This is a genomic window from Rhizobium sp. SU303 (genome assembly GCF_021052345.1).
Classification (GTDB): Bacteria; Pseudomonadota; Alphaproteobacteria; order Rhizobiales; family Rhizobiaceae; genus Rhizobium; species Rhizobium laguerreae.
The window spans coordinates 2,121,308-2,145,762 of sequence record NZ_CP088095.1 but is presented as its reverse complement, the minus strand read 5'-3'; the positions used below and the strand labels follow the sequence as shown (position 1 = coordinate 2,145,762).

The following is a 24,455-nucleotide window of genomic DNA, read 5'->3' as shown; positions in this document are numbered from 1 at the left end:
TCTGATCAAACTTCGTCTGATTGGATCAAACGGGTTCGAGATCGCCCCTCGCCCATTCCTCCTGCGTTTCCGCCATGAAATCGGCGAAGCGGCCTTCGGCGATCGCCTTGCGGATGCCCTGCATCAGTTCCTGGTAATAGGCGAGATTGTGCCAGGAGAGCAGCATGCCGCCGAGCGCCTCGTTGGCGCGGACGAGATGGTGCAGGTAGGCGCGGGAATAGTCGCGCGAGGCCGGGCAGTTCGACTGTTCGTCGAGCGGGCGCATATCCTCGGCATGGCGGGCATTGCGGATATTGACCTTGCCGCGGCGGGTAAAAGCCAGGCCATGGCGGCCCGAACGGGTCGGCATGACGCAGTCGAACATGTCGATGCCGCGGGCGACGGATTTCAGGATATCATCAGGCGTGCCGACGCCCATGAGGTAACGCGGCTTTTCGCTGGGAAGCACCGGCAACGTCGTTTCCAGCATCTGCAGCATCACGTCCTGCGGCTCGCCGACGGCAAGGCCGCCGATTGCATAGCCCTTGAGGTCGAGCTGGCTCAGCGCCTCGGCCGAGCGGATGCGCAGTACCGGAATGTCGCCGCCCTGGACGATGCCGAACATCGCCTTGCCGGGCTGCTCGCCGAAGGCGACCCTGCAACGCTCTGCCCAGCGCAGCGACATTTCCATGGCGCGCTCGATCTCCTTCGGCTCGGCCGGCAGCGCCACGCATTCGTCGAGCTGCATCTGAATGTCGGAGCCCAGCAGCCCCTGGATTTCGATGGAGCGTTCCGGAGACATATGGTGCAGGCTGCCGTCGACATGCGACTTGAAGGTGACGCCCTGCTCGTCGAGCTTGCGCAGGCCGGACAGCGACATGACCTGGAAGCCGCCGGAATCGGTCAGGATCGGATGCTCCCAGCGAATGAGCTTATGCAGGCCGCCGAGGCGGGCGACGCGCTCGGCCGTCGGGCGCAGCATCAGGTGATAGGTATTGCCGAGGATGATGTCGGCGCCGGTCTCGCGCACCTGGTCGAGATACATGGCCTTGACGGTGCCGACGGTGCCGACCGGCATGAAGGCCGGCGTGCGGATCTCGCCGCGCGGCATGGAGATCTGGCCGAGGCGTGCGCCCCCATCGGTCTTCTTTAGCGTGAATTGGAAGGTGTCGGTCATCTAGTCTTTCCGGAAGAGAAGGCTGGCATCGCCATAGGAATAGAAGCGGTAGCCCGTCTGGATGGCGTGGTCATAGGCGGCGCGCATGGTATCGAGGCCTGAAAAGGCCGAGACCAGCATGAACAGCGTCGAGCGCGGCAGGTGGAAATTGGTCATCAGCATGTCGACCGCCTTGAAGCGGTAACCAGGCGTGATGAAGATGCCGGTAGCGCCGGCCCAGGGCATGATCTCTCCGCTTTCCTCGGCTGCACTCTCGATGAGCCGCAACGAGGTCGTGCCGACACAGACGATGCGCCCGCCTCTTTCCCGCACGGCATTCAGCCGGGCGGCGATCTCGGCGCTGACATAGCCGCTTTCGAGATGCATCTTGTGATCGGCGGTATCGTCGGCCTTGACCGGCAGGAAGGTGCCGGCACCGACATGCAGGGTGACGAAATGGCGTTCAATGCCGGCCTTGTCGAGCGCTTCGAACAGCGCGGGCGTGAAGTGCAGGCCGGCTGTCGGCGCGGCAACGGCGCCCTCCTCGCGCGCATAGATCGTTTGGTAATCGGCGCGGTCGCGCTCGTCCTCGGGGCGCTTTGCGGCGATATAGGGCGGCAGCGGGATATGGCCGACGGCGGCGATCGCCTCGTCGAGCGCAGGGCCTGAGAGATCAAACAGCAGCGTCACCTCGCCGGCCTCGCCCTTTTCCTCGACGGTGGCATCGAGCGAGCCGAGAAGGCAGCTTTCGCCGGAATGGCCGAAGGAGATGCGGTCGCCCTCCTTGATACGCTTGCCCGGCTTGGCGAAGGCCTTCCAGCGGTTGGGGCCGGTGCGCATGTGCAGCGTTGCCGACACCTGCTGGCCGCCGGCGCCGTCGCGATGGCGGATGCCTTCGAGCTGGGCGGGAATGACCTTGGTATCGTTGAAGACCAGCGCGTCGCCAGCCCGCAGGAAGGAGGTGAGATCGCCGACGCGATGGTCTGACAGACTGTTTTCCGCATTCGGATCGATGACGAGCAGGCGCGCGCTGTCGCGCGGCTCAGCGGGCCTCAACGCTATGCGTTCGTCGGGCAGATCGAAATCGAAAAGGTCTACGCGCATCAGGGCACTTTCAGGCAAAGCGAAACCCGCCCCGCGCAGCTATGCGCAAGGGCGGGTTTCAGCAGAAATCACAATCAGACGTCGGCGGCAACCCGCATGGAGACGATCGAGTCCGGATCGGAAACCGGCTCGCCGCGCTTGATCTTGTCGACGTTGTCCATGCCTTCGATGACCTGGCCCCAGACGGAATACTGCTTGTTCAGCCAAGGCGCGTCGGTGAAGCAGATGAAGAACTGCGAATTGGCCGAGTTCGGGTTCTGCGAACGAGCCATCGAGCAGGTGCCGCGCGTATGCGTGGTCGCGGAGAATTCGGCCTTCAGATCCGGCTTCGAAGAGCCGCCCATGCCGGCACGGCTGGGATTGAAGGTTTCCGAGCCCTTCTTGCCGAATTCGACATCGCCCGTCTGGGCCATGAAATCCTGGATGACGCGGTGGAAAACGACGCCGTCATAGGCCTTCTCGCGAGCGAGTTCCTTGATGCGGGCGACATGCTCCGGGGCGACCTGCGGCAAAAGCTGAATGACAACCTTGCCCTTGGTGGTTTCCAGAATGACGGTGTTTTCGGGATCCTTGATCTCGGCCATTGTCTTCTCCTCTAGTTTTCTTTCGTAACTTACTTGTTGCCCAGGGTGACCTTGATCATCCGGTCTGGGCTTTTGACTTCGCCGTTCTGGCCTTCGCCCTTCTTGATCTTGTCGACATTCTCCATGCCGGAGACGACCTTGCCGACGACGGTATACTGGCCGTTCAGGAAGGAACCGTCGGCGAACATGATGAAGAACTGCGAATTGGCGGAATTCGGATCCTGCGAGCGAGCCATGCCGACCGTGCCGCGCACGAAGGGGGACTTGGAGAATTCAGCCGGGATGTCAGCCATGTCAGAGGAGCCGGTGCCGGCGAGGTTAGCATCGAAACCCTTTTCCATGTTGCCGTATTTGACGTCGCCAGTCTGGGCCATGAAGCCATCGATGACGCGGTGGAAGGCGACATTGTCATATTCGCCCTTCTTGGCCAGCGCCTCGATCTGGGCGACATGCTTTGGCGCCACCTCAGGCATGAGCTGGATGACGACGGGGCCGTTCTTCAGCTGGATAGTGAGATAATGATCGGCCGACTGGGCGAAGGCATCCCCCGCGAAGGAGGCGAGATACAACACGCCGGCAAATGCGAGATAAAAGAGTTTCATATGAGCTCCATTGCGGCGGGTTCCGCCTAGTCTTTGCGCTTGCTAGTTTGCTAGTTTGGGCGCTTGGATGTGAGGGCTTGCAAGACGGCGGCCGGCACAAAAGCGCTGACATCGCCGCCCATGGCGGCGATCTGGCGGACCAATGTGGCGGTAATGGGCCGCGATGCCGTGCCCGCCGGCAAAAAGATGGTCTGGATATCGGGCGACATCGTCCGGTTCATGCCGGCCATCTGCATTTCGTAATCGAGGTCGGTTCCGTCGCGCAGACCGCGGATCAACAGCGTGGCGCCATGGATGCGGGCGGCATCGACGACCAGATTGTCGAAGGAGACGACGGTGATGTCGCCGGTCTTGCCAGGCAGCGCTTCAGCCAGAGACCGGCGGATCAGCTCAGCTCTCTCCTCGAAGGAAAAGAGCGGCGCCTTGCCGGGATGGATGCCGATCGCGACGATCACCTTTTCGGCGACGTTGAGCGCCTGGACCAGAACATCCACATGCCCATTGGTGATCGGGTCGAAGGACCCCGGATAGAAAGCTGTCGTCATGTGGCCCGACCGTTGGTTTGACGCCTTTTGTCACGGATGACGCCTTCTCGCAAGTGATTTGGCCAGTCGTTCCGGGCGGCTGAATGGCGGATGAATGTGCCGTTCAAGGCGGTTTCAGACAGGATCTGCTTAACTCCGATCATCAAAGCAGCCGATGCCATTCCGGCATCCGGCGCTCCCCGAAAGACCAGGTCCATGCTGATCGTGCTCGTTGCACTTGCCGTCGTTTCCTCCCTCGCCGCCGAGATGGCTTATGGCTATTTCGCCGATCGATACGAGATGAGCTGGGTGCGGCCGGAGCTTGCCGAGCATGCGGCGATCGTGCGCGCCCAGGGCCGGCTGCGCGAAAAATGAGCTTCGAATCTGAATGCCAGATGAACGAGACATTCAAGGTCGCTTCAGATCGGCATTGGTAAACACCCGATCAACATCCGGCGGAACCATTTACAGACGGATGCGTTCATTCAACCGATACATAGAGCGGCGCGGAAGGATTAAAAATGCCCGGCAAGATTACAATGATTAACGTGCTCTGGATGGTAATGGTCACGGGCATGCTGACCGCAACTGTCGCTCTCTATGATCAGAAGGTCGATACGTCCAAGGTTTATGGTCCCTATGCTTCGGCCCGTACGGCCGTGCTGGGCCAGTACTGAGGGGCGAGAACGCAACTCCCCAGGAAAGGAATGCCTATGTTCACGATCTTGACAGTGCTCACCGCCCTTATCAGCGTCATGTTCATCGTGTCTGTGGCCTCGACGATTTCAGCGCTCCGGCGCGAAGGCGAAGAGGTGAAGGCTCTGAACGAAAAACATAGAGCATTCTGACGTTCCTTTCTCTCCTCTTCCCACCCTTGAGCGGCACCCTTCCGTCGCCAGGGCCATTCAAAGCCGGATGCACCCAGCGTCCGGCTTTTTCTTTGGGTGTCGTCCTAAACCATTGAAAAGAAAAGGGCGGCTCGAAGCCGCCCCGTTCATTTGGTCATTCCTCGGCAGGCCCGGCCGGATCGTCATCGGCAATCGGCGCCTCGTCGCCGGCACCTTTGCCGGCAGCACCCTCGTCGGTAGCGGGGGCGCCTTCGGCGACCTCGACAGCCTCTTCCGTCTCATCCTCCTCCGGCTCGCTGATGCGCTCCACCGAGACGACCTTCTCGTCCTTGGCCGTCGAGAAGATGGTGACGCCCTTGGTGGCGCGGCTGGCAATTCGGATGCCGCCTACCGGCACGCGGATCAACTGACCGCCATCGGAGACCAGCATGATCTGGTCGCCGTCATCGACAGGGAAGGCCGCGACCAGCTCGCCGATCTCGCCGGTCTTCGACGTGTCGGTGGCGCGGATGCCCTTGCCGCCGCGGCCGGAGATACGGAAGTCGTAGGAGGACGAACGCTTGCCGAAGCCCTTTTCGGAGACGGTGAGCACGAATTGTTCGCGTGCTCTCAACTCGTCATAGCGCTCGTCGGAGAGCTGTCCCTCCTCGGTGACTTCTTCACCGACCAGCGCAATATCCTCTTCATCCACGCCCGTCGCCCGACGTTCGGTGGCGGAACGCTTGAGATAGGCAGAACGCTCCCACGGCTCGGCATCGACATGACCAACGATCGTCATGGAGATGATGCGGTCGCTATCGCCGAGATTGATGCCGCGCACGCCGATCGAGTTGCGGCCGGCAAAGACCCGGACGTCATCGACGGAGAAGCGGATGCACTGGCCGAGCGCCGTCGTCAAGAGCACGTCGTCATCTTCCGTGCAGGTCTCGACGGAGAGGATTTCGTCGCCCTCCTCCTCGAGCTTCATGGCGATCTTGCCGTTGCGATTGACCTGGACGAAGTCCGACAGCTTATTGCGGCGAACCGTGCCGCGCGTCGTCGAGAACATGACGTCGAGATTGTCCCAGCTCGTCTCGTCCTCGGGCAATGGCAGGATCGTGGTGATGCGCTCGCCGGGTGCGAGTGGCAGCATGTTGATCAGCGCCTTGCCACGCGAGGTTGGAGTGCCGATCGGCAGGCGCCAGACCTTCTCCTTGTAGACGATGCCGCGCGAGGAGAAGAACAGCACAGGCGTATGGGTATTGACGACAAATAGCCGGCTAACAAAATCCTCATCGCGGGTGGTCATGCCGGAGCGACCCTTGCCGCCGCGCCGCTGGGCGCGGTAGGTGGTCAGCGGCACACGCTTGATATAACCGAGATGCGAGACGGTAACGACCATGTCTTCGCGGGCGATCAGATCCTCGTCGTCCATTTCGAGGCCGCCATCGACGATCTCGGTGCGGCGCGGCGTGCCGAACTCGTCGCGGACGGCGATGAGCTCATCCTTGACGATGGTTTGGATGCGAACGCGCGAGGAGAGAATATCGAGATAGTCCTTGATTTCCTCGCCGATCTTGTTGAGTTCATCGCCGATTTCGTCGCGGCCAAGGGCCGTCAAGCGGGCAAGGCGCAGTTCGAGGATCGCGCGGGCCTGCTCTTCCGAGAGGTTGTAGGTGAGATCCTCGTTGATGCGATGGCGCGGATCGTCGATCAGACGGATCAGGCTTTCGACATCTTCCGCCGGCCAGCGGCGGGTCATCAGCTCTTCGCGGGCCGACTGCGGATCGGGCGCCTGGCGGATGACGCGAATGACTTCGTCGATATTGGCGACGGCAATGGCGAGACCGACCAATACATGGGCGCGGTCACGCGCCTTACGCAGCAGGAATTTCGTTCTCCGGCTAACAACTTCCTCGCGGAAGGAGACGAAAGCGCGCAGCATGTCGAGCAGCGTCAGCTGTTCGGGCTTGCCGCCGTTCAGCGCCACCATGTTGCAGCCGAAGGAGGTCTGCAGCGGCGTATAACGATAAAGCTGGTTGAGGATGACCTCGGCATTGGCATCGCGCTTCAGCTCGACGACGACGCGATAACCCTGGCGGTCGGATTCGTCGCGCAGGTCGGAGATGCCTTCGATGCGCTTGTCGCGCACCAGCTCGGCCATCTTCTCGATCATCGTCGCCTTGTTCACCTGGTAGGGAATCTCGGTGATGATGATCTGCTCGCGGTCACCGCGCATCGGCTCGATGGCAGCGACGCCGCGCATGATGACGGAGCCGCGGCCGGTCTCATAGGCAGAGCGGATGCCGGCACGGCCGAGGATCTTTGCACCCGTCGGGAAGTCGGGGCCGGGAATGATCTGCATCAGTTCCGGCAGCTCGATGGCCGGGTCGTCGATCAGCGCGACGCAGCCGTCGATGACTTCGGAGAGATTGTGCGGCGGGATGTTGGTCGCCATGCCGACAGCGATGCCGCCGGCGCCGTTGACCAGCAGGTTCGGGAACTTGGCGGGCACCACGACCGGCTCGGAGAGCGTGCCGTCGTAGTTGTCGCGGAAATCGACGGTTTCCTTGTCGAGATCGTCGAGCAGCGAGTGGGCAGCCTTTTCGAGGCGGCATTCGGTATAACGTTCAGCCGCCGGCGGATCACCATCGACCGAGCCGAAATTGCCCTGACCGTCGATCAGCGGCAGCCGCAGCGACCAAGGCTGCGCCATGCGGGCGAGCGCATCATAGATCGCGGAATTGCCGTGCGGATGGAATTTACCCATCACGTCACCGGTGACGCGGGCGCATTTGACGTATTTCTTGTTCCAGTCGATGCCGAGTTCGGACATGCCGTAGAGGATGCGCCGGTGCACGGGCTTCAGGCCGTCGCGCACGTCGGGCAGCGCGCGGCTGACGATGACGCTCATGGCGTAATCGAGATACGACCGCTGCATTTCCTCCATGATGGAGATGGGCTCGATGCCTGGCGGGAGCTTCCCGCCGCCGGGGGGTGTTTGCTCAGTCAAAACAGATCACGATCTCTTCTAGAATCACTTGAAGATTTATAGCGGAAAGCCTGTTGCCGCGCCAATTTCACAGCGCGTTTTGAACAGGCTTTTGCGGCTTAAAGAGGGTAAAACATGCAAGTTGCGCGGCCGGACCGGACAAATCCGCCGCGGGCCGGCGCGGGATATTTGCCAAATCGGAATCCCCACTTCACAATCATCAAAACCACGCACCCATATGGGGTTTCGGAGAGCCGATGGCAAGCGCCGACCAATTGATCCACGCCTTCACGACGCTTCTCGTCACCATCGATCCACCGGGGCTTGCGCCGATCTTTCTGGGCCTGACGACAGGCATGAGCCGAACCGAGCGCAAGCAGGTGGCGCTGCGCGGCTCGGTCATCGCCTTCATCATCCTTGCCGTCTTCGCGCTGTTTGGCGCCGGCGTGCTCGGCGTGCTCGGAATTTCGATCGGCGCCTTCCGGATCGCAGGCGGGCTGCTGCTCTTCTGGATCGCCTTCGAGATGGTGTTCGAGAGGCGGCAGGAACGCAAGGAGAAGGCGACCGAGGCGGCGATCACCAAGGATCATATCGAGAATATCGCCGTCTTCCCCCTGGCCTTGCCGCTGATTGCCGGCCCGGGTGCGATTTCGGCGACGATCCTGCTTGCCGGCACGCTCGCCACCTCGATCGGAAAAGCGCAGCTGATCGGCGTCATTGCCGCCAATCTGCTGCTGACCTTCGTCATGCTGCTCATCGCCGAAAGGCTGGATCGTTTCCTCGGCGTCACCGGCCGGGCCATCCTGACCCGGCTCCTCGGCGTCATCCTCGCCGCCCTTGCCGCACAATTCGTCGTCGATGGGGCGAAGTCGGCGTTTAACCTCATCAGCGCGACACCGCACTGACATGGCGGCATCTGCCGCGAGATCAACGAAAAAGAGCATGACGCCATCCAAGGCATCATGCTCTCTCACGTCTCTCACCAAGCCAGGAAAGGCCATTGATCAGAACGGGATATCGTCGTCGAGATCCCGCGAGAAGTTGCCGCCGCCGCTGCCACCGCCGCGGCTCGGCGATGAAGCGGGCGCCGGGGCGCCGTAATCGTCGCCATAATCGTTGCCGCCGGCGCCACTGCCACGGCCGCCGCTCGCGCCGCCGCCTTCACCGCGGCCGTCGAGCATCGTCAGCGTCGAACCGAAACCCTGCAGCACCACTTCCGTGCTGTAGCGATCCTGGCCCTGCTGGTCCTGCCATTTGCGGGTCTGCAGCTGGCCTTCGATATAGAGCTTGGCGCCCTTCTTCACATATTGCTCGACGACCTTGCAAAGGCCTTCGTTGAAGACGACGACGGTGTGCCATTCGGTCTTTTCACGGCGCTCGCCGGAATTGCGGTCGCGCCAGGTCTCCGAGGTCGCGATACGAAGATTGGCGATCGGCCGGCCATCCTGTGTGCGGCGGATTTCCGGGTCCGCACCGACGTTTCCAATCAGAATTACCTTATTCACGCTACCAGCCATGCTTCTCACCCTGCCTGCCGCCCTGCCCGGCGGCGTTTAATCGATCGGCGCACCTTAAACCATCACGGACCGCCGATGCGCATGGGCGGCAATTAATCCACATGTTTATCCCATCAGAAAGCCGCATGCATTCATCAGGAATTTTGTTCTTTATTTGTTCTAGTTTATCCGTATGATCCTGTCAACAGAATCGAAAACCTTGAGCCCTTGCGGATATTCAGCCTCGACTCGCCCGTCGGCATCACTAAATAAGGGCTGTCATCCAGAAAACCAAAGCAGAGACGATGAGCGAACTGAAGACGATCTCCATCCGCGGCGCGCGCGAGCATAATCTCAAGAGCATCGATCTCGATCTGCCGCGTAACAAGCTGATCGTCATGACCGGGCTTTCGGGTTCCGGCAAATCCTCGCTTGCCTTCGACACGATCTATGCCGAGGGCCAGCGGCGCTATGTCGAGAGCCTGTCAGCCTATGCCCGGCAATTCCTCGAAATGATGCAGAAGCCCGACGTCGACCAGATCGACGGGCTGTCGCCGGCGATCTCGATCGAGCAGAAGACCACCTCGCGCAACCCGCGCTCGACGGTCGGCACCGTCACCGAGATCTACGACTATATGCGCCTGCTTTTTGCCCGCGTCGGCGTTCCCTATTCGCCGGCGACCGGCCTGCCGATCGAGAGCCAGACCGTCAGCCAGATGGTCGACCGCATCCTGGATTTCGGCGAGGGCACCCGTCTTTATATTCTTGCGCCGCTCGTGCGCGGGCGCAAGGGCGAATACAAGAAGGAACTGGCGGAGCTGATGAAGAAGGGCTTCCAGCGCGTCAAGGTCGACGGGCAGTTCTACGAGATCGCCGAGGCACCGGTGCTCGACAAGAAATACAAGCACGACATCGACGTGGTCGTCGACCGCATCGTCGTGCGCTCCGATGTGTCGGCGCGCCTGGCGGACAGCCTGGAAACCTGCCTGAAGCTCGCCGACGGGCTGGCGGTTGCCGAATTCGCCGACAAGCCGCTGCCGCCGGAAGAGACGTCGGCCGGCGGCTCGGCCAACAAGTCGCTGAACGAGACGCATGAACGCGTGCTGTTTTCGGAGAAATTCGCCTGCCCGGTCTCCGGCTTCACCATTCCGGAGATCGAACCTAGGCTGTTCTCCTTCAACAATCCCTTCGGCGCCTGCCCGACCTGCGACGGCCTCGGCGCCCAGCAGAAGATCGATCCGGATCTGATCGTGCCCGAGCCGGAACGGACGCTGCGCGACGGGGCGATCGCGCCCTGGGCCAAGTCGACCTCGCCCTACTACAATCAGACGCTGGAAGCGCTCGGCAAACATTACGGCTTCAAGCTCGGCACCCGCTGGAACGATCTTTCCGAGGAGGCCAAGGACGTCATCCTTAACGGCACCAACGACAAGATCGAATTCCACTATGCCGACGGCGCCCGCTCCTACACGACGCAGAAGAATTTCGAAGGCATCATCACCAATCTCGAGCGCCGCTGGAAGGAGACCGATTCCGCCTGGGCGCGCGAGGATATCGAGCGCTTCATGTCGGCGGCCCCCTGCCCTTCCTGCAACGGCTTCCGCCTGAAGCCGGAGGCCTTAGCGGTGAAGATCGACACGCTGCATATCGGCGAAGTAACCGCGATGTCGATCCGTGTCGCCCGCGACTGGTTCGAGACACTGCCGGCAAGCTTCAATGCCAAGCAGAACGAGATTGCCGTGCGCATCCTCAAGGAAATCCGCGACCGGCTGCGCTTCCTCAACGATGTCGGCCTGGAATATCTCAGCCTGTCGCGCAATTCCGGCACGCTGTCGGGCGGCGAAAGCCAGCGCATCCGGCTTGCCTCGCAGATCGGCTCGGGGCTGACCGGCGTGCTCTACGTGCTCGACGAACCGTCGATCGGCCTGCATCAGCGCGACAATGCCCGGCTGCTCGACACGCTGAAGCACCTGCGCGACATCGGCAACACTGTCATCGTCGTCGAACATGACGAGGATGCGATCCTCTCGGCCGACGACGTGGTCGATATCGGCCCGGCGGCCGGCATTCACGGCGGCCAGGTCATCGCCCATGGCACGCCGCAGGATATCATGGCCAATCCGAAATCGCTGACCGGCAAATATCTCTCCGGCGAACTCGGCGTTCCCGTTCCCGACGAGCGGCGCAAGCCGAAGAAGGGCCGCGAGATCAAGGTGGTCGGCGCACGCGGCAACAATCTGAAGAATGTCACGGCATCCATCCCGCTCGGGGTGTTCACGGCGGTGACCGGCGTTTCCGGCGGCGGTAAATCCACCTTCCTGATCGAGACGCTTTATAAATCGGCGGCACGCCGCGTCATGGGCGCGCGTGAAAACCCGGCCGATCACGACCGCATCGACGGCTTCGAACATATCGACAAGGTGATCGACATCGACCAATCGCCGATCGGCCGCACGCCGCGCTCGAACCCGGCGACCTATACCGGCGCCTTCACCCCGATCCGCGACTGGTTTGCCGGCCTGCCGGAGGCAAAGGCGCGCGGCTACCAGCCGGGCCGTTTCTCCTTCAACGTCAAGGGCGGGCGCTGCGAGGCCTGCCAGGGCGACGGCGTCATCAAGATCGAGATGCACTTCCTGCCGGATGTCTACGTCACCTGCGACGTCTGCCACGGCAAGCGCTACAATCGCGAGACACTCGACGTCACCTTCAAACACAGGTCGATCGCCGACGTGCTCGACATGACCGTGGAGGAAGGCGTCGATTTCTTCGCGGCGGTGCCTGCGGTGCGCGACAAGCTGCAAGCGCTAAAGGATGTCGGTCTAGGTTATATCAAGGTCGGCCAGCAGGCGAATACGCTCTCGGGCGGCGAGGCGCAGCGTGTCAAGCTTGCCAAGGAGCTGTCGAAACGCTCGACGGGACGCACGCTCTACATTCTCGACGAACCGACGACCGGCCTGCATTTCCACGACGTCGCCAAGCTGCTCGAAATGCTGCACGAACTGGTCAACCAGGGTAATTCGGTGGTGGTGATCGAACACAATCTCGAAGTTATCAAGACGGCCGATTGGGTGCTCGATTTCGGCCCCGAAGGTGGCGACGGCGGCGGCGAGATCGTCGCGACCGGCACGCCGGAAGCGATCGTCAAGGAAAAGCGGTCCTATACCGGACAGTTCCTGAAGGAATTGCTGGAACGGCGGCCGGCGAAGAAGGCGGTTGCGGCGGAATGACGATGAGGCCAGCGTCGCCCGATGATCTGGAAACGATCGCGACGCTGACGTCAGCCGCTTATCAGCCCTATAGCGAACTTTTCGGCGCTCCGCCGATGCCGGTGACGGAGGATTACACGCCGCGGATCGAACGCGGTGAAGTCTGGCTCTGCGAGATCGGCGGGCAAACGGCGGGCCTTATGGTCGTCGAGCAGCATTCCGATCACCTCATGCTGTTCAGCATCGCGGTCTCGCCGGGTTTTCAGGGTGCCGGGCATGGGCTGGCGATGCTGCGTTGGCTGGAAGGCAAGGCGCGGGAATGGGCCGTGCCGGAGATCCGGCTGTACACAAATGCGCGGATGGAGCGGAATATCGCGCTCTACAGCGCCTTCGGGTTTCAGGAAACGGGTCGCCGACCGCACCCTTATCGGCCAGGATGGACGCTCGTCGACATGACGAAAGAGATCAATGCGGCCTGACCGGCTGCGAATGGGGAGGACGACATGACGAAATCCGGCACTATCCGCACCGGCATCGGCGGCTGGACCTTCGAGCCCTGGCGCGGGCATTTCTTTCCCGATGACCTGAAACAAAAGGACGAGCTGAATTATGCCAGCCGCCAGCTGAAGGTCATCGAGGTCAACGGCACCTACTACAGCACGCAAAAGCCTGCGGTCTTTGCCAAATGGGCGGCTGATGTGCCCGACGGTTTCATCTTCTCGCTGAAGGCGACCCGTTTCGTCACCAATCGGCGGGTGCTTGCCGAAGCCGGTGAATCGATGGAGCGGTTCCTGTCATCGGGCATCAGCGAACTCGGCGATCATCTCGGGCCGCTGCTGTGGCAGTTCGCACCGACGAAGAGGTTCGATCCGGATGATTTCGAAGCCTTCCTGAAGCTGCTGCCGGCAAAACAGGATGGGCTGGCGCTCCGCCACGTGGTCGAAGTACGGCACGATTCCTTCAAGGTGCCGGAGTTCGTGACGCTGCTTTCGAAATACGGCGTGGCGCCTGTTTGCGCGGAGCATTTCGAATATCCGATGATTGCCGACGTGACGGCTGATTTCGTCTATGCGCGGCTACAGAAGGGCTCGGACGATATTCCGACCTGCTACTCGGAAAAGGACCTGAAGGCCTGGGCAGACCGGTTGGAGACCTGGGCAGAGGGCAAGATTCCTGATGACCTGCCGCTAATCGATGGAGATCGCAAGGTGAAGGTCGAGCCGCGCGACGTCTTTGCCTTCATGATTCATGAAGGCAAGGTCAATGCGCCGCATGGGGCGATCGCCCTGCAGCAGGCGTTGGCGAAATAGGTGGGGCTGGATAGTCACAAAAGGATCGTGACCTTGTGGGTATCACATCGTCAGACACGCATTGCATGAGGGCATCATGAGCGTGGTAACCCGGGAGCCCGCATGAGCGTTGCCGCATCCTATCTCTATCGCGACGGACGCCGGGTCGAGGCTGTCCCTTTCGAGGCTGCCTCCATTCCGGCGATGGATAACGAATTCATCTGGATCGGCCTGCACAAGCCCAGCCGGGACGAACTCCTACTGCTGCAAAGCCGTTTTGGCCTTCACGAACTCTCGATCGCCGATGCGCTCAGTTCCCTGCAGATGCCAAAGCTCAGCGTTTATGACAACCAGCTGTTCGTCATCGCAAAGACGGCGCAGCTCGAGGGAGACCATATCACCTACGGGGAAACCGCAATTTTCGTCGGCAAGCGCTATATCATCACCGTGCGGAATGGTTCCGAGCGCGGGCACGGAGAGCTGCGCGGCCGGCTGGAGACTTCGCCGAAGACGCTGTGCCACGGCACCGATTATATTCTGCATGCCATTCTCGATTTCATCATCGACGGCTATCTTCCCATCGTGCGCACGATCGAGGATTCCGTTTTCGACATGGAACGAAAAATGCTCGACGCGTTTCTCGACCGCAGCCAGATCGCCCGCATTTTCAAGTTGCGCCGGGAAGTCATTCTGTTTCAGCGGGTGCTGGACGCGATGCTCGACCTTTGCGGCAAGCTCTACCATCTCGACCTGCCGTCGCTTGACAGGGAAGCGAAGCCCTATTTCCGCGATGCGCTTCAGCACATGCACCGTGTCGAGACGATGGTTGCAAGCTTGCGCGACGTGATCACATCGGTTTTCGAAGCGAGCAATCTGCTTGAACAGCAAAGACAGGGCACGATCACCCGGCAGCTGGCGGCCTGGGCTGCCATTCTCGCCGTTCCAACGGCAATCGCCGGCATCTACGGCATGAATTTCGACAATATGCCCGAGCTGAAAACCAGCTACGGTTATTTTATCGTCCTGGCAGTCATCGCCGTCATGTGCATCGCGCTTTTCATCCGTTTCAGGCGCGCCCGCTGGATATGACGCCTTGCTCGCCGATACCGGCAGGCTTTATTTTTCCCCGTCCGCCAGCGCCTCTTTCCGGCGGCGCGGCAGGAGCGATTTGAGGTACCGCCAGACCGGCGAGACGATGTAGCCGGCGACCGGAATAGCGATCAAGCCGGCGACGATACCGACGATGCCCGCTCCTGCGGCCTCGACGATCCAACTGAGCACGGATGCCAGAGCGGGAATGGCATGCGCGGTCGCCTCCCCGGCATCATGGATCAGATGTGCAAGGCCGCCGAGGCCATAGGATTCGAGGCCGTGAACGATGATGCCGCCGCCGACCCAGATCATGGCGGCCGTGCCGACGATGCCGAGCAGCTTCAGAAAATAAGGCATGCCTGTGACAAGCCCCTTTCCGATCGAACGCAAGAAGGCGCCGATCGGAGAGGCCGTGCGCACACGCGCCAGCATCAGACCCAGATCATCGGCCTTGACGATAAGCGCCACTCCGCCATAGACCAAGACCGTGATGCCCAGTCCCACGACGGCGAGGATGAGGGCCTGGGTGAACATGCCGCCTGACGGCACCGCGGCGAGCGTAATCGCCATGATTTCCGCCGACAGGATAAAATCCGTCTTGATTGCGCCGGCAACCTTCTCGTCTTCTATCGATTTGGCATCGAGGCTCGTCGCCTCGAGTGCCGATTCATGGGCGTGGGCCGCATGCGGCAGCACCAGCCCGTAGACTTTTTCGACGCCTTCGTAGCAGAGGTAAAGCCCGCCGATCATCAGCAGCGGCGTGATCGCCTGCGGGGCGACAAGACTCAGGATAAGCGCTGCGGGAAGCAGGATCAGCAGCTTGTTCTTCAGCGAGCCGAGCGCGATCCTGCCGATGATCGGCAGTTCGCGCGCTGCCGAAAATCCGGTGACGTAACGCGGCGTGACCGCCGCATCGTCAATGACGACACCAGCCGCTTTCGCGCCTGCCTTGGCCGCCTGGCCGGCAATGTCGTCGAGCGACGCCGCAGCCACCTTGGCCAATGCCGCGATATCATCAAGAAGGGCGATCAGGCCAACACTCATTCGAGCCTCCGTCGGGAAGACAGACTTACACAGCAAAACGGAAAGCCCGTATCCAACGAGACGTGGCATCCTCCGCCGGGAAGATGCCACGCACAGATCGTAACGACAATGGCCGTTATTCAGCCGGCATCGGGCTCAACCCACCCTCGTCCAGCGGAGGACGGACCTGCCGTTCCCGTTTCTGAGAGGCCCGCGACAGAACGCTCTGCCGGTTCACGGATTTGCGCTCCTCGTCGATGCGGCGGATCAGAATCTCCGCGCGCTCGACGGAGCCGAGAAGCGCCAGGATCGTGCCGCGTTCAGCCGCGCCGGCATTCGGGCCAAGCGCCAGTGTCTGAGCCCGAAGTTCGGTGACGGTGGGAAGGCTGACATGGCCGGCCGGCATGGAGGGACGAACCACGCCGTAGTCGGGCATGATTTCCTGCAAAGAGGCATCGAGCTTGCTCAATGCCTGGTTGACGATCGCCAACGCGGGCTCGCTGAATTTTTCACGCTTCACGCGCCGGGCAACCTGATGCATCGATTCCGTCAACGCAGCGGTGAAATCCGCCTCCTCGATCAGGCTGGCGACAAGATCGAGTTGCTCGTAAGGCAGATCCTCCTTCATCAGCGATGCGGTATAATCGCGAATGTCACGGCTGAGGATATCGGTGGCGAGATAGTGTTCGCCCGGATCTGATGGAGCCGACTTGGCGGACCGGGCAATATCCAGGAACATCGCGCCGGCCTGCAGATGACGCGCGGTCTCCTGCTGGACGGCCGGAACGGCCCGCGCGAAATCGCTGGTGAGCCTGCGGTCGAGGAATTTCGGCGTCGAGTAATCTTCAACATCCTCCGCATCGGTGCGGCCAATACGCGACAAGACACGTTCGAAGACGCTGACGAAAGGAAACAGCAGCGCTGTGTTGAAGACGTTGAAGAAGGTCGAATAGAGACCGACAGCGACTGGAACCAGCGGAAATGTTTCCTTGCCCTCGACTATGACCGGAATACCGGGATCGCCGCCGAACCACTGCATCGCCCATGCCAGAACGTCGATCGAGACGAAGAACAAGGGCACCGTGATGCAGACGCCGATAATGTTGAAGGACATATGGGCGTAGGCAGCGCGTTTGGCGTTCTTCGACAGATTGAGCGAGGCAATCCAGGAGGTGATCGTGGTTCCGAGGTCCGCACCCAGCGAGAAGGCAACCGCCGTCGTCCAATCAAGGACACCGGCCGCACCGAGCCCCATGACGATACCGATCGTCGCGGAAGAGGAGTGGATCATCGCGGTGACGCCGGCAGCGATCAGCACGCATTTGATCAGGTTATAGTAGGAGTCGGCGGTCAGCGTGGACAGAACGTCCATGACCTCCGGTATGTTGCGCAGCGGCCGAAGGCCGCCGGTCATCAGATTGAGACCGTAGAAAATCAGCGCGAAGCCCATGCAGGCAAGCGCGACGTTGCGGATCCGCTCGCTCTTGGCAAAGCAGTAAACCAGCGAAAAAACGCCCGCAAAGATCAGGCCAAGGGGACCGAGCGGCAAGGCGATCAGGCCGTTTCCGAGCGTCGTTCCTACGTTGGCGCCCATGATGACGCTGATCGCCGGACGCAAGCCGACAACGCCGGCATTGACGAGGCCGACGACCATGACCGTCATTGCCGTCGATGACTGGATGACACCGGTGATGAGCGTTCCCGCGATGACGCCCTTGATCGGCGTGCCTGCGGCTCTCGCGAGAAATGCGCGCATCTTGTTGACGGAGAGTGCCTGGATGCCGTTCGACATGAACTCCAGACCGAGCATGAATATCCCCAGCCCGCCGATAACAGGCACAAGAATATCCTTGAAAATGTCGATGTTCACTAGCCTTACCCCCTTGGCGCCCAAAATGGCGCGCTTCAACGACGCCCCCGCGTCTCACATGCCCGATTTCATGCGGTCGGGGATGCCCCGGCCGCGTATCATGCGCGTCCGAACGAATTACTGGCTCGCGGATGCATCCTGCTTCAGCCAGTATTTGACGATCTGACTGACGAGCTGCGGCGGCAAAGGCACATAGCCAAGCGCCTCCGCGTCCTTACTGCCTATCTCGAACGCCAGACGGAAAAAATCATGCACACGGCGATAGCGATTGGGCGCCTGTCCCTTCATTGGAACGACCGCAAATGTCGCCCCGCTGATCGGATAGGCCGCCTCTCCCGGTTGATCCGTGAGCGACACCGAAAAATCTTTCGCTTCATCCCATGAGGCGGTGATGGCCGCAGCACGCACACCATCCGGTCCCGGTTTTACGAACTGGCCGGATTTGTTCTGAACAGCGGCATAGGGCAGGTTTGCACGCTCGACCTGGCCAAAATCGGCATAGGCGATCGCCCCCTTGGTTGCCTGCACCGCGCGAATGAGATCCCCGGTTCCCTCGACACTCGTCCCAACAGGCCAGGCGATCAGCGTATCCGCTCCATGTGCCGCCTTCCATTCCGGGCTTGCCGAGGAGAGGAATTCGGTGAACATGAAGGTGGTGCCTGATCCGTCCTTGCGGGTAACCGGGCTGATTTTCTGATCCGGAAGGCTGATCTCCGGGTTGATCGCCTTGATGGCAGGATCGGCCCACGACTGGATCTTGCCGAGATAGATATTCGCAAGCAGCGGGCCAGTCAGGTTGATACGGCCCTTGTCGATACCGTCAAGATTGACGGCAATCGCCACGCTGCCGAGCACGATCGGAAACTGCTGGCGGCCATGCTTCAAAAGTTCGTCGTGAGAGACAGGCACATCGGTCGCAGCGAAATCCAGCTCCGGCTGATCAAGGCGCATCAGACCTGCCAGCGAACCGACGAGCTCGTAGTCTACCGTCCAATCGGGTGAGCTGAAGTCGCCGTCATCCATCCGCGCCTTCTCGTAGATCTCCGCCCACTTCGCGATGATGGGTGCCGCGAATGTGGAGCCGGCGCCGCGAATGGGCTCGGCCATGGCTGCAGGAGCGATGAAGAGTGAACCGACAATTGCCGCAAGTCCGGCAAAGCCGGAGGCGGCGGTCGTTACTCTGTGGACTTGCCGAAAAAAACGTTCCATCGGCGCTTCCCCTCGTAACCGTTGACTGCGCACTTCGATCTGAATTCAAACCAGATCAGCTCAGGACCCACTGTGCGAACTCGTGTTCCAGCCGACAGGAATTCCTGACACGACTAAGTATTTCCATTCATTAACATTTTAATGACAGTTTAGTTTTGCGGGTTGCTGATTCTCGGCGCAGGACATTCTTTGGCTGATCGATGTCGCTCTAAAAATTCGAAATAAAACCGTCACTCAATTGACACATCGGCCGCATTTACAATGGTAAAACAACGCAGCCCGCGCCACGGCCAGACATGTCCGGGACGGTGCGGATTGCATCTGCGTTCGAGGTGCAGAGGATGCGGCGGCGTTAAATCGGCAATACCTCGGCTGCAAGCTCTTCCGCCGTCAGCCCCTTGCCGGCGCGTTGCCCGGCCTCGCCGTGCAGCCAGACGCCGGCGGCGGCGGCCTCGAAGGCCGGTAGGCCCTGGGCGAGCAAGCCGCCGATGATGCCGGCAAGCACGTCGCCGGAACCGGCGGTGGCAAGCCAGACGGGAGCGTTGGTATTGATGAGCGCACGTCCGTCGGGTGCTGCGATGACGGTATCGGCGCCTTTGTAAATGATCGCGGCATTGGCGCGGCGGGCGGCGGCCACAGCCTTTTCCACCTTGCCGAGCCCATCGTCGCCGCCGATATCGGGAAAGAGCCGCGCGAATTCGCCCTCGTGCGGCGTCAGCACCAGACGCGGCTCACCCCGGAAAAGATCAAACAGCTGTTGCGGATCGTCCTTGAACGAGGAGATGCCGTCGGCATCGAGCACCAGGTGACAATCGGCAAGGGCCGAGACGAAGCCGCGCGCCCTGGCGCCGATGCCGAAACCGGGGCCGAGGACGAAGGTCTGCAGCCGCTTGTCGGAGAGCCAGTCGCCGAGGTCGGCCTCGTCGTCGATGGCATGCAGCATGACGGCTGTCAGATGCGCGGCATTGGCGGCCATCGCCACGCGGGGGGCGGCGATCGTCACCAGGCCGGCGCCGGCCTTCAGGCCCGAGGTCGCCGACATGCGCGCCGCACCCGTCTTGTCGGCCTCACCTGAGAAGACGACCAGATGACCGCGCTTGTATTTGTGGGTTTCCAGTTGCTCGGCCGGCAGCGCACTCTTCCAGGCATCCGGCGTGTTCTCGGCGATGACGCCGCTTGCCTCAGCCCTGACGATGCGGGCCGGGATACCGATGTCGAAGACCTCCAATTCACCGCAAAGCTCCCTGCCCGGCATCAGCAGATGGCCGGGCTTGCGGGTCATGAAGGTGATGGTGTTGCAGGCCCGGAAGGCGGCACCCAGCACCTTGCCGGTACGGCCATCGAGGCCGGAGGGCAGATCGATGGCGAGCACGGGAATACCGGCCTCGGTGACGCGCTCGATCAGCGCGTGCACATCGGCCGATACCGCGCGGCCAAGCCCCGCCCCGAACAAGCCATCGATGACAACGTCGCCGGGTTCCGGCCGATAGAGGTCAAGTTCCTGTCCCTCAAGCGCGCAGCCTGTGCGGGCACGCGCGGCATCGCCCTTCAGCCTCACGGGATCGCCGAGGTGGAAGAGCGCCACCCTCGCCCCGCTTTCCTGCAGATGGCGGGCTGCGATATAGGCGTCGCCACCATTGTTGCCGGGTCCGCAGAGTATGACGAAACGCAACGCTCCGGGATGCAGGCGCAGAGCAGCAGCTGCGACCGCGGCACCTGCCCTCTCCATCAAGCCGAAGGAGTCGATGCCGGATGCGGCAGCGGCCACATCGACGGCAGCCATTTCGGCAGGCGTGAGAAGAAGGTCGGACAGATGTTTGCTCATCATCCTATTCAATCAAAAAACGCCTAAAAAACAACCGCCTGAAACAGCAAAGAGGAGGACTCTATTTAGGCATTTGCCTATATTTTCACCTCACCGTGAAGTATATTCGCAGTTGCGAAAATACGTCACTTTTTCCGTTTCGGATGTGATTCTGATGGGCGACAACATTTTCCCACCTGTTCCACCACCAAAACAACATAGAATTCCCCGCAAACGCTCCGGTTTTGGCAGAATCGGCGTGTTTTTTCGACAAGATGGATTTCAAACTGGCACGATATCTGCATCATATCCGGCGAGCGGGAAAATTCCTGCCATAACAAGAGAAGCGGAGAGACATTTTCTCATGAAAAAGATCGAAGCGATCATTAAGCCTTTCAAGCTGGACGAAGTGAAGGAAGCCCTTCAGGAAGTTGGCCTGCAGGGTATCACGGTCACGGAAGCCAAGGGTTTCGGCCGTCAGAAGGGCCACACGGAACTTTACCGCGGAGCCGAATACGTCGTCGATTTCCTGCCGAAGGTCAAAGTCGAGGTCGTATTGGCCGACGAGAACGCGGAGGCCGTCATCGATGCGATTCGTAAGGCGGCGCAGACCGGCCGCATCGGCGACGGAAAGATCTTCGTCTCCAACGTCGAAGAGGTTATCCGCATCCGCACCGGCGAGACCGGCATCGATGCCATCTGACCACTTTGCCAATCGCGCAAAGTCCGTTACCGTCATCGCCGACCTACACCGTCATCGCAAATCGGAGGAAACTCATTAATGGCGACCGCAAGCGAAATTCTGAAGCAGATCAAGGAGAACGACGTAAAGTTCGTCGATCTGCGTTTCACCGACCCGAAGGGCAAGCTGCAGCATGTGACGATGGACGTTGTCTGCGTCGACGAAGACATGTTCGCTGACGGCGTGATGTTCGACGGCTCCTCGATCGGCGGCTGGAAGGCCATCAACGAGTCCGACATGGTGCTGATGCCCGATACCGAAACGGTGCATATGGACCCATTCTTCGCTCAGTCGACCATGGTTATCGTCTGCGACATCCTCGATCCGGTCTCCGGCGAGGCCTATAACCGCGATCCGCGCGGCACCGCCAAGAAGGCCGAAGCCTACCTCAAGGCATCCGGCATCGGCGATACGGTCTTCGTCGGTCCTGAAGCCGAATTCTTCGTCTTCGACGACGTCAAGTACAAGGCCGATCCTTACAATACCGGCTTCAAGCTCGATTCGACCGAACTGCCATCGAACGACGATACCGATTACGAAACCGGCAACCTCGGCCATCGCCCGCGCGTCAAGGGCGGCTATTTCCCGGTTCCCCCCGTCGACAGCGCCCAGGACATGCGTTCGGAAATGCTGACGGTGCTCTCCGAAATGGGCGTCGTCGTCGAAAAACATCACCATGAAGTCGCCGCCGCCCAGCACGAACTCGGCATCAAGTTCGATACGCTAGTGCGCAACGCCGACAAGATGCAGATCTACAAATATGTCGTGCACCAGGTGGCCAACGCCTACGGCAAGACGGCGACCTTCATGCCGAAGCCGATCTTCGGCGACAATGGCTCGGGCATGCATGTCCACCAATCGATCTGGAAGGGCGGCAAGCCGACCTTTGCCGGCGACGAATATGCCGGCCTTTCCGAGAGCTGCCTGTTCTATATCGGCGGCATCATCAAGCATGCCAAGGCGATCAACGCCTTCACCAATCCGTCGACCAACTCATACAAGCGTCTCGTCCCGGGTTACGAAGCACCTGTGCTGCTGGCCTATTCGGCCCGCAACCGCTCGGCTTCCTGCCGCATTCCGTTCGGCTCCAACCCGAAGGCCAAGCGCGTCGAAGTCCGCTTCCCGGATCCGACCGCCAATCCCTATCTCGCCTTCGCCGCCATGCTGATGGCCGGCCTCGATGGCATCAAGAACAAGATCCATCCCGGCAAGGCCATGGACAAGGATCTCTACGACCTGCCGCCGAAGGAATTGAAGAAGATCCCGACCGTCTGCGGCTCGTTGCGCGAAGCGCTCGAAAGCCTCGACAAGGACCGCAAGTTCCTGACGGCCGGCGGCGTCTTCGACGACGACCAGATCGATGCCTTCATCGAGCTGAAGATGGCTGAGGTGATGCGTTTCGAAATGACGCCGCATCCAGTCGAATACGACATGTACTATTCGGCCTGATTAGGCTCTGAACACAGAAAGTCCCGGCCCGCCGGGGCTTTCGCCTCCCAGGTCATGAACGGCAAATGGTGAGGATATGACGTTCATGTGACGAACTCGCGCACAAATCTTGATTTGCGCGGCACCAATCACCAAATTTGGTGATGAAAGGAAGTCGTACCATGAAAGAAAGAGTAGCAAAGTTCAGTATCGGCGAAGTGGTTCGGCACAAGGTTTTTCCGTTTCGCGGCGTCATCTTCGACGTTGATCCGGAGTTCGCGAATACGGAGGAATGGTGGAATTCCATTCCCGCCGAGGTGCGCCCGAGCAGGGACCAGCCCTTCTATCACCTGCTCGCCGAGAATGACGAAAGCGAATATGTCGCCTACGTCTCCGAGCAGAACCTGATGAACGACGAAAGCGGCACGCCGCTTCGCAACCCACAGATCTACCAGATTTTCGATCAGGCCCCGTCAGGGCAGTTCAAACCCAAGATGAGCTTCGCCCACTAACTCACTCGTGCCGATCGTTGCATCAAGGCCTCGCTTCTCCCGGCGAGGCCTTTTCTTTGCGCAACAAAAAACCCGGCGCGAAGCCGGGTTTCTGTTTCAAAGAAAGTGGCAGGATTACTGGGCCTTGGCTGCCTTCTGGGCCTCTTCCAGCTTCTTGCGGGCTTCCTCGGCCTTCTTCTGCATGCCTTCCTGCAGGCTGCGCTGGCTTTCGGCGAGCTTGGTTTCGGTCACCGGTTCGCCGTCATAAGCGCCGGTGAAGCCTTCGAGCGAAATCTTGATCGGGTTCGGAGCGCGGCGGAAGTTGATCGAGGTGAAGATCACATCGCTGCCCTTCTTGAGGCTGGCGATCATCGCGTCGGTCAGCGGAATTTCGGCGGTGCACTTGTCCGGCAGGCAGACGGCGTAGTCGAGCTTCTGGCCCTTACCGCCGTCGATCTGCATGATGACGCCGGGAGGAACGAGGCGTGCCGTGGGAACCGAAACCTGCAGGAGTTTGCGATTGATCTTGCCGGAAACCGAGATCAGACCGACGGCCGTGACAAGCTGGCCGCCATTGGCGAGGATCAGGTTCTGGACAACACAGATGTCGTTGTCTTCCTGCTTGCTGCAGGTCTTGTACCAGCCAAGCTTCGGCGCACCTGCGGCCTGCGCCGGGGCATCGGCCGGAGCCGGTGCCGCCGCACTCTGTGCGAAGGAGGAGACCGGAGCCGAAGCGGCGCCGAACATCACTGCCAGAACGGACAGTGCTGCCCGCATTTTCTTTTCAGACTTGAACATCATAACGAATTCCGTCTCCTGATATCCGTTCGGGGCAGCGTCTTGCCGCCCCAACCATCGGGTCGTTGACACTCCACCTCTTAAAAAAATAAGGCAAATGCATGACCCCGAAACTTCGGGTTCACCTGTTACATCGCAGCGTTCAAGATATCCAGCATTTCTTTGGCAATTTGAGGAGCATTTCGTCGCGATGCCAAAGAAATCGCCGTTCCGTGTTGGAATCGATCGACCCCATGATA

The 24,455-nt window shown here is 60.7% G+C and carries 23 protein-coding genes; 11 read left to right on the top strand and 12 right to left on the bottom strand.

Annotation, left to right across the window (positions count from 1 at the left end):
* Positions 1-25: 25 nt before the first annotated feature.
* The 5 genes from tgt to coaD form a co-directional block, all read right to left on the bottom strand.
* Positions 26-1,156 carry a tRNA guanosine(34) transglycosylase Tgt gene (tgt, locus tag RlegSU303_RS10750; RefSeq protein WP_131622719.1) on the bottom strand — a complete coding sequence of 377 codons (1,131 nt, stop codon included), beginning with the start codon at positions 1,154-1,156 and terminating at the stop codon, positions 26-28.
* A complete protein-coding gene (gene queA / locus RlegSU303_RS10745) occupies positions 1,157-2,239 on the bottom strand; it encodes a tRNA preQ1(34) S-adenosylmethionine ribosyltransferase-isomerase QueA (RefSeq protein WP_131720116.1) in 1,083 nt (360 codons plus the stop codon).
* 74 nt (positions 2,240-2,313) lie between these two features.
* Positions 2,314-2,823, bottom strand: coding sequence for a peptidylprolyl isomerase (locus RlegSU303_RS10740; RefSeq protein WP_003539661.1), 510 nt, complete (start codon positions 2,821-2,823; stop codon positions 2,314-2,316).
* A gap of 29 nt (positions 2,824-2,852) precedes the next feature.
* Entirely contained in the window at positions 2,853-3,425 is a 573-nt protein-coding gene (locus RlegSU303_RS10735) for a peptidylprolyl isomerase (RefSeq protein WP_131720117.1), read from the bottom strand.
* Positions 3,426-3,475: 50 nt separating this feature from the next.
* Positions 3,476-3,970 carry a pantetheine-phosphate adenylyltransferase gene (gene coaD, locus RlegSU303_RS10730; protein WP_131720118.1) on the bottom strand — a complete coding sequence of 165 codons (495 nt, stop codon included), beginning with the start codon at positions 3,968-3,970 and terminating at the stop codon, positions 3,476-3,478.
* Between the two features lie 90 nt (positions 3,971-4,060).
* Here coaD and RlegSU303_RS10725 point away from each other — a divergent pair, with 90 nt between their 5' ends.
* From RlegSU303_RS10725 to RlegSU303_RS34235, 3 genes are all read left to right on the top strand, one after another.
* On the top strand, positions 4,061-4,324 hold the full coding sequence (locus tag RlegSU303_RS10725; protein WP_131720119.1) for a hypothetical protein: 264 nt from the start codon (positions 4,061-4,063) through the stop codon (positions 4,322-4,324).
* Positions 4,325-4,488: 164 nt separating this feature from the next.
* Complete coding sequence (locus tag RlegSU303_RS10720; RefSeq protein ID WP_165507539.1) at positions 4,489-4,626, top strand: hypothetical protein; 138 nt, start codon at positions 4,489-4,491, stop codon at positions 4,624-4,626.
* A 36-nt stretch (positions 4,627-4,662) separates the two neighbouring features.
* A complete protein-coding gene (locus tag RlegSU303_RS34235; protein ID WP_018445350.1) occupies positions 4,663-4,797 on the top strand; it encodes a hypothetical protein in 135 nt (44 codons plus the stop codon).
* A gap of 154 nt (positions 4,798-4,951) precedes the next feature.
* On the opposite strand, the gene gyrA is transcribed toward RlegSU303_RS34235, so the two are convergent.
* The gene (gyrA, locus tag RlegSU303_RS10715) at positions 4,952-7,789 is read right to left on the bottom strand and encodes a DNA gyrase subunit A (RefSeq protein ID WP_131720120.1); all 2,838 of its coding nucleotides are present in this window, start codon (positions 7,787-7,789) and stop codon (positions 4,952-4,954) included.
* Positions 7,790-8,025: 236 nt separating this feature from the next.
* Between gyrA and RlegSU303_RS10710 the strand changes: the two genes are divergently transcribed.
* A complete protein-coding gene (locus tag RlegSU303_RS10710) occupies positions 8,026-8,673 on the top strand; it encodes a MarC family protein (RefSeq protein ID WP_231283803.1) in 648 nt (215 codons plus the stop codon).
* A gap of 99 nt (positions 8,674-8,772) precedes the next feature.
* On the opposite strand, the gene RlegSU303_RS10705 is transcribed toward RlegSU303_RS10710, so the two are convergent.
* Positions 8,773-9,285, bottom strand: a complete 513-nt coding sequence (locus RlegSU303_RS10705) for a single-stranded DNA-binding protein (RefSeq protein ID WP_094085982.1) — start codon at positions 9,283-9,285, stop codon at positions 8,773-8,775.
* A gap of 284 nt (positions 9,286-9,569) precedes the next feature.
* Here RlegSU303_RS10705 and uvrA point away from each other — a divergent pair, with 284 nt between their 5' ends.
* From uvrA to RlegSU303_RS10685, 4 genes are all read left to right on the top strand, one after another.
* On the top strand, positions 9,570-12,491 hold the full coding sequence (gene uvrA, locus RlegSU303_RS10700) for an excinuclease ABC subunit UvrA (protein ID WP_094085983.1): 2,922 nt from the start codon (positions 9,570-9,572) through the stop codon (positions 12,489-12,491).
* A complete protein-coding gene (locus RlegSU303_RS10695) occupies positions 12,488-12,949 on the top strand; it encodes a GNAT family N-acetyltransferase (protein WP_094085984.1) in 462 nt (153 codons plus the stop codon). Before uvrA ends, RlegSU303_RS10695 begins: the two co-directional genes overlap by 4 nt.
* A gap of 24 nt (positions 12,950-12,973) precedes the next feature.
* Positions 12,974-13,780 carry a DUF72 domain-containing protein gene (locus RlegSU303_RS10690; RefSeq protein ID WP_094085985.1) on the top strand — a complete coding sequence of 269 codons (807 nt, stop codon included), beginning with the start codon at positions 12,974-12,976 and terminating at the stop codon, positions 13,778-13,780.
* 102 nt (positions 13,781-13,882) lie between these two features.
* Positions 13,883-14,848 (top strand): magnesium and cobalt transport protein CorA, encoded by a 966-nt coding sequence (locus RlegSU303_RS10685; protein ID WP_094085986.1) that lies wholly within the window; start codon positions 13,883-13,885, stop codon positions 14,846-14,848.
* Between the two features lie 27 nt (positions 14,849-14,875).
* On the opposite strand, the gene RlegSU303_RS10680 is transcribed toward RlegSU303_RS10685, so the two are convergent.
* From RlegSU303_RS10680 to RlegSU303_RS10665, 4 genes are all read right to left on the bottom strand, one after another.
* Positions 14,876-15,895 (bottom strand): DUF808 domain-containing protein, encoded by a 1,020-nt coding sequence (locus RlegSU303_RS10680; RefSeq protein WP_094085987.1) that lies wholly within the window; start codon positions 15,893-15,895, stop codon positions 14,876-14,878.
* A 115-nt stretch (positions 15,896-16,010) separates the two neighbouring features.
* Complete coding sequence (locus RlegSU303_RS10675; protein WP_094085988.1) at positions 16,011-17,744, bottom strand: Na/Pi cotransporter family protein; 1,734 nt, start codon at positions 17,742-17,744, stop codon at positions 16,011-16,013.
* A 117-nt stretch (positions 17,745-17,861) separates the two neighbouring features.
* Complete coding sequence (gene pstS / locus RlegSU303_RS10670; protein ID WP_094085989.1) at positions 17,862-18,953, bottom strand: phosphate ABC transporter substrate-binding protein PstS; 1,092 nt, start codon at positions 18,951-18,953, stop codon at positions 17,862-17,864.
* Positions 18,954-19,305: 352 nt separating this feature from the next.
* On the bottom strand, positions 19,306-20,778 hold the full coding sequence (locus RlegSU303_RS10665; protein WP_094085990.1) for an NAD(P)H-hydrate dehydratase: 1,473 nt from the start codon (positions 20,776-20,778) through the stop codon (positions 19,306-19,308).
* A 343-nt stretch (positions 20,779-21,121) separates the two neighbouring features.
* On the opposite strand from RlegSU303_RS10665, the gene RlegSU303_RS10660 reads away from it, so the two are divergent.
* From RlegSU303_RS10660 to hspQ, 3 genes are all read left to right on the top strand, one after another.
* The gene (locus RlegSU303_RS10660; RefSeq protein ID WP_003539626.1) at positions 21,122-21,460 is read left to right on the top strand and encodes a P-II family nitrogen regulator; all 339 of its coding nucleotides are present in this window, start codon (positions 21,122-21,124) and stop codon (positions 21,458-21,460) included.
* A 78-nt stretch (positions 21,461-21,538) separates the two neighbouring features.
* Positions 21,539-22,948: a type I glutamate--ammonia ligase gene (glnA, locus tag RlegSU303_RS10655; protein WP_011651961.1), complete on the top strand. Its 1,410-nt coding sequence runs from the start codon at positions 21,539-21,541 to the stop codon at positions 22,946-22,948.
* Between the two features lie 161 nt (positions 22,949-23,109).
* The gene (gene hspQ, locus RlegSU303_RS10650) at positions 23,110-23,439 is read left to right on the top strand and encodes a heat shock protein HspQ (protein WP_003539613.1); all 330 of its coding nucleotides are present in this window, start codon (positions 23,110-23,112) and stop codon (positions 23,437-23,439) included.
* Between the two features lie 114 nt (positions 23,440-23,553).
* Here hspQ and RlegSU303_RS10645 read toward each other — a convergent pair whose 3' ends face one another.
* Positions 23,554-24,219: an invasion associated locus B family protein gene (locus RlegSU303_RS10645; RefSeq protein WP_025394534.1), complete on the bottom strand. Its 666-nt coding sequence runs from the start codon at positions 24,217-24,219 to the stop codon at positions 23,554-23,556.
* Positions 24,220-24,455: the final 236 nt, after the last annotated feature.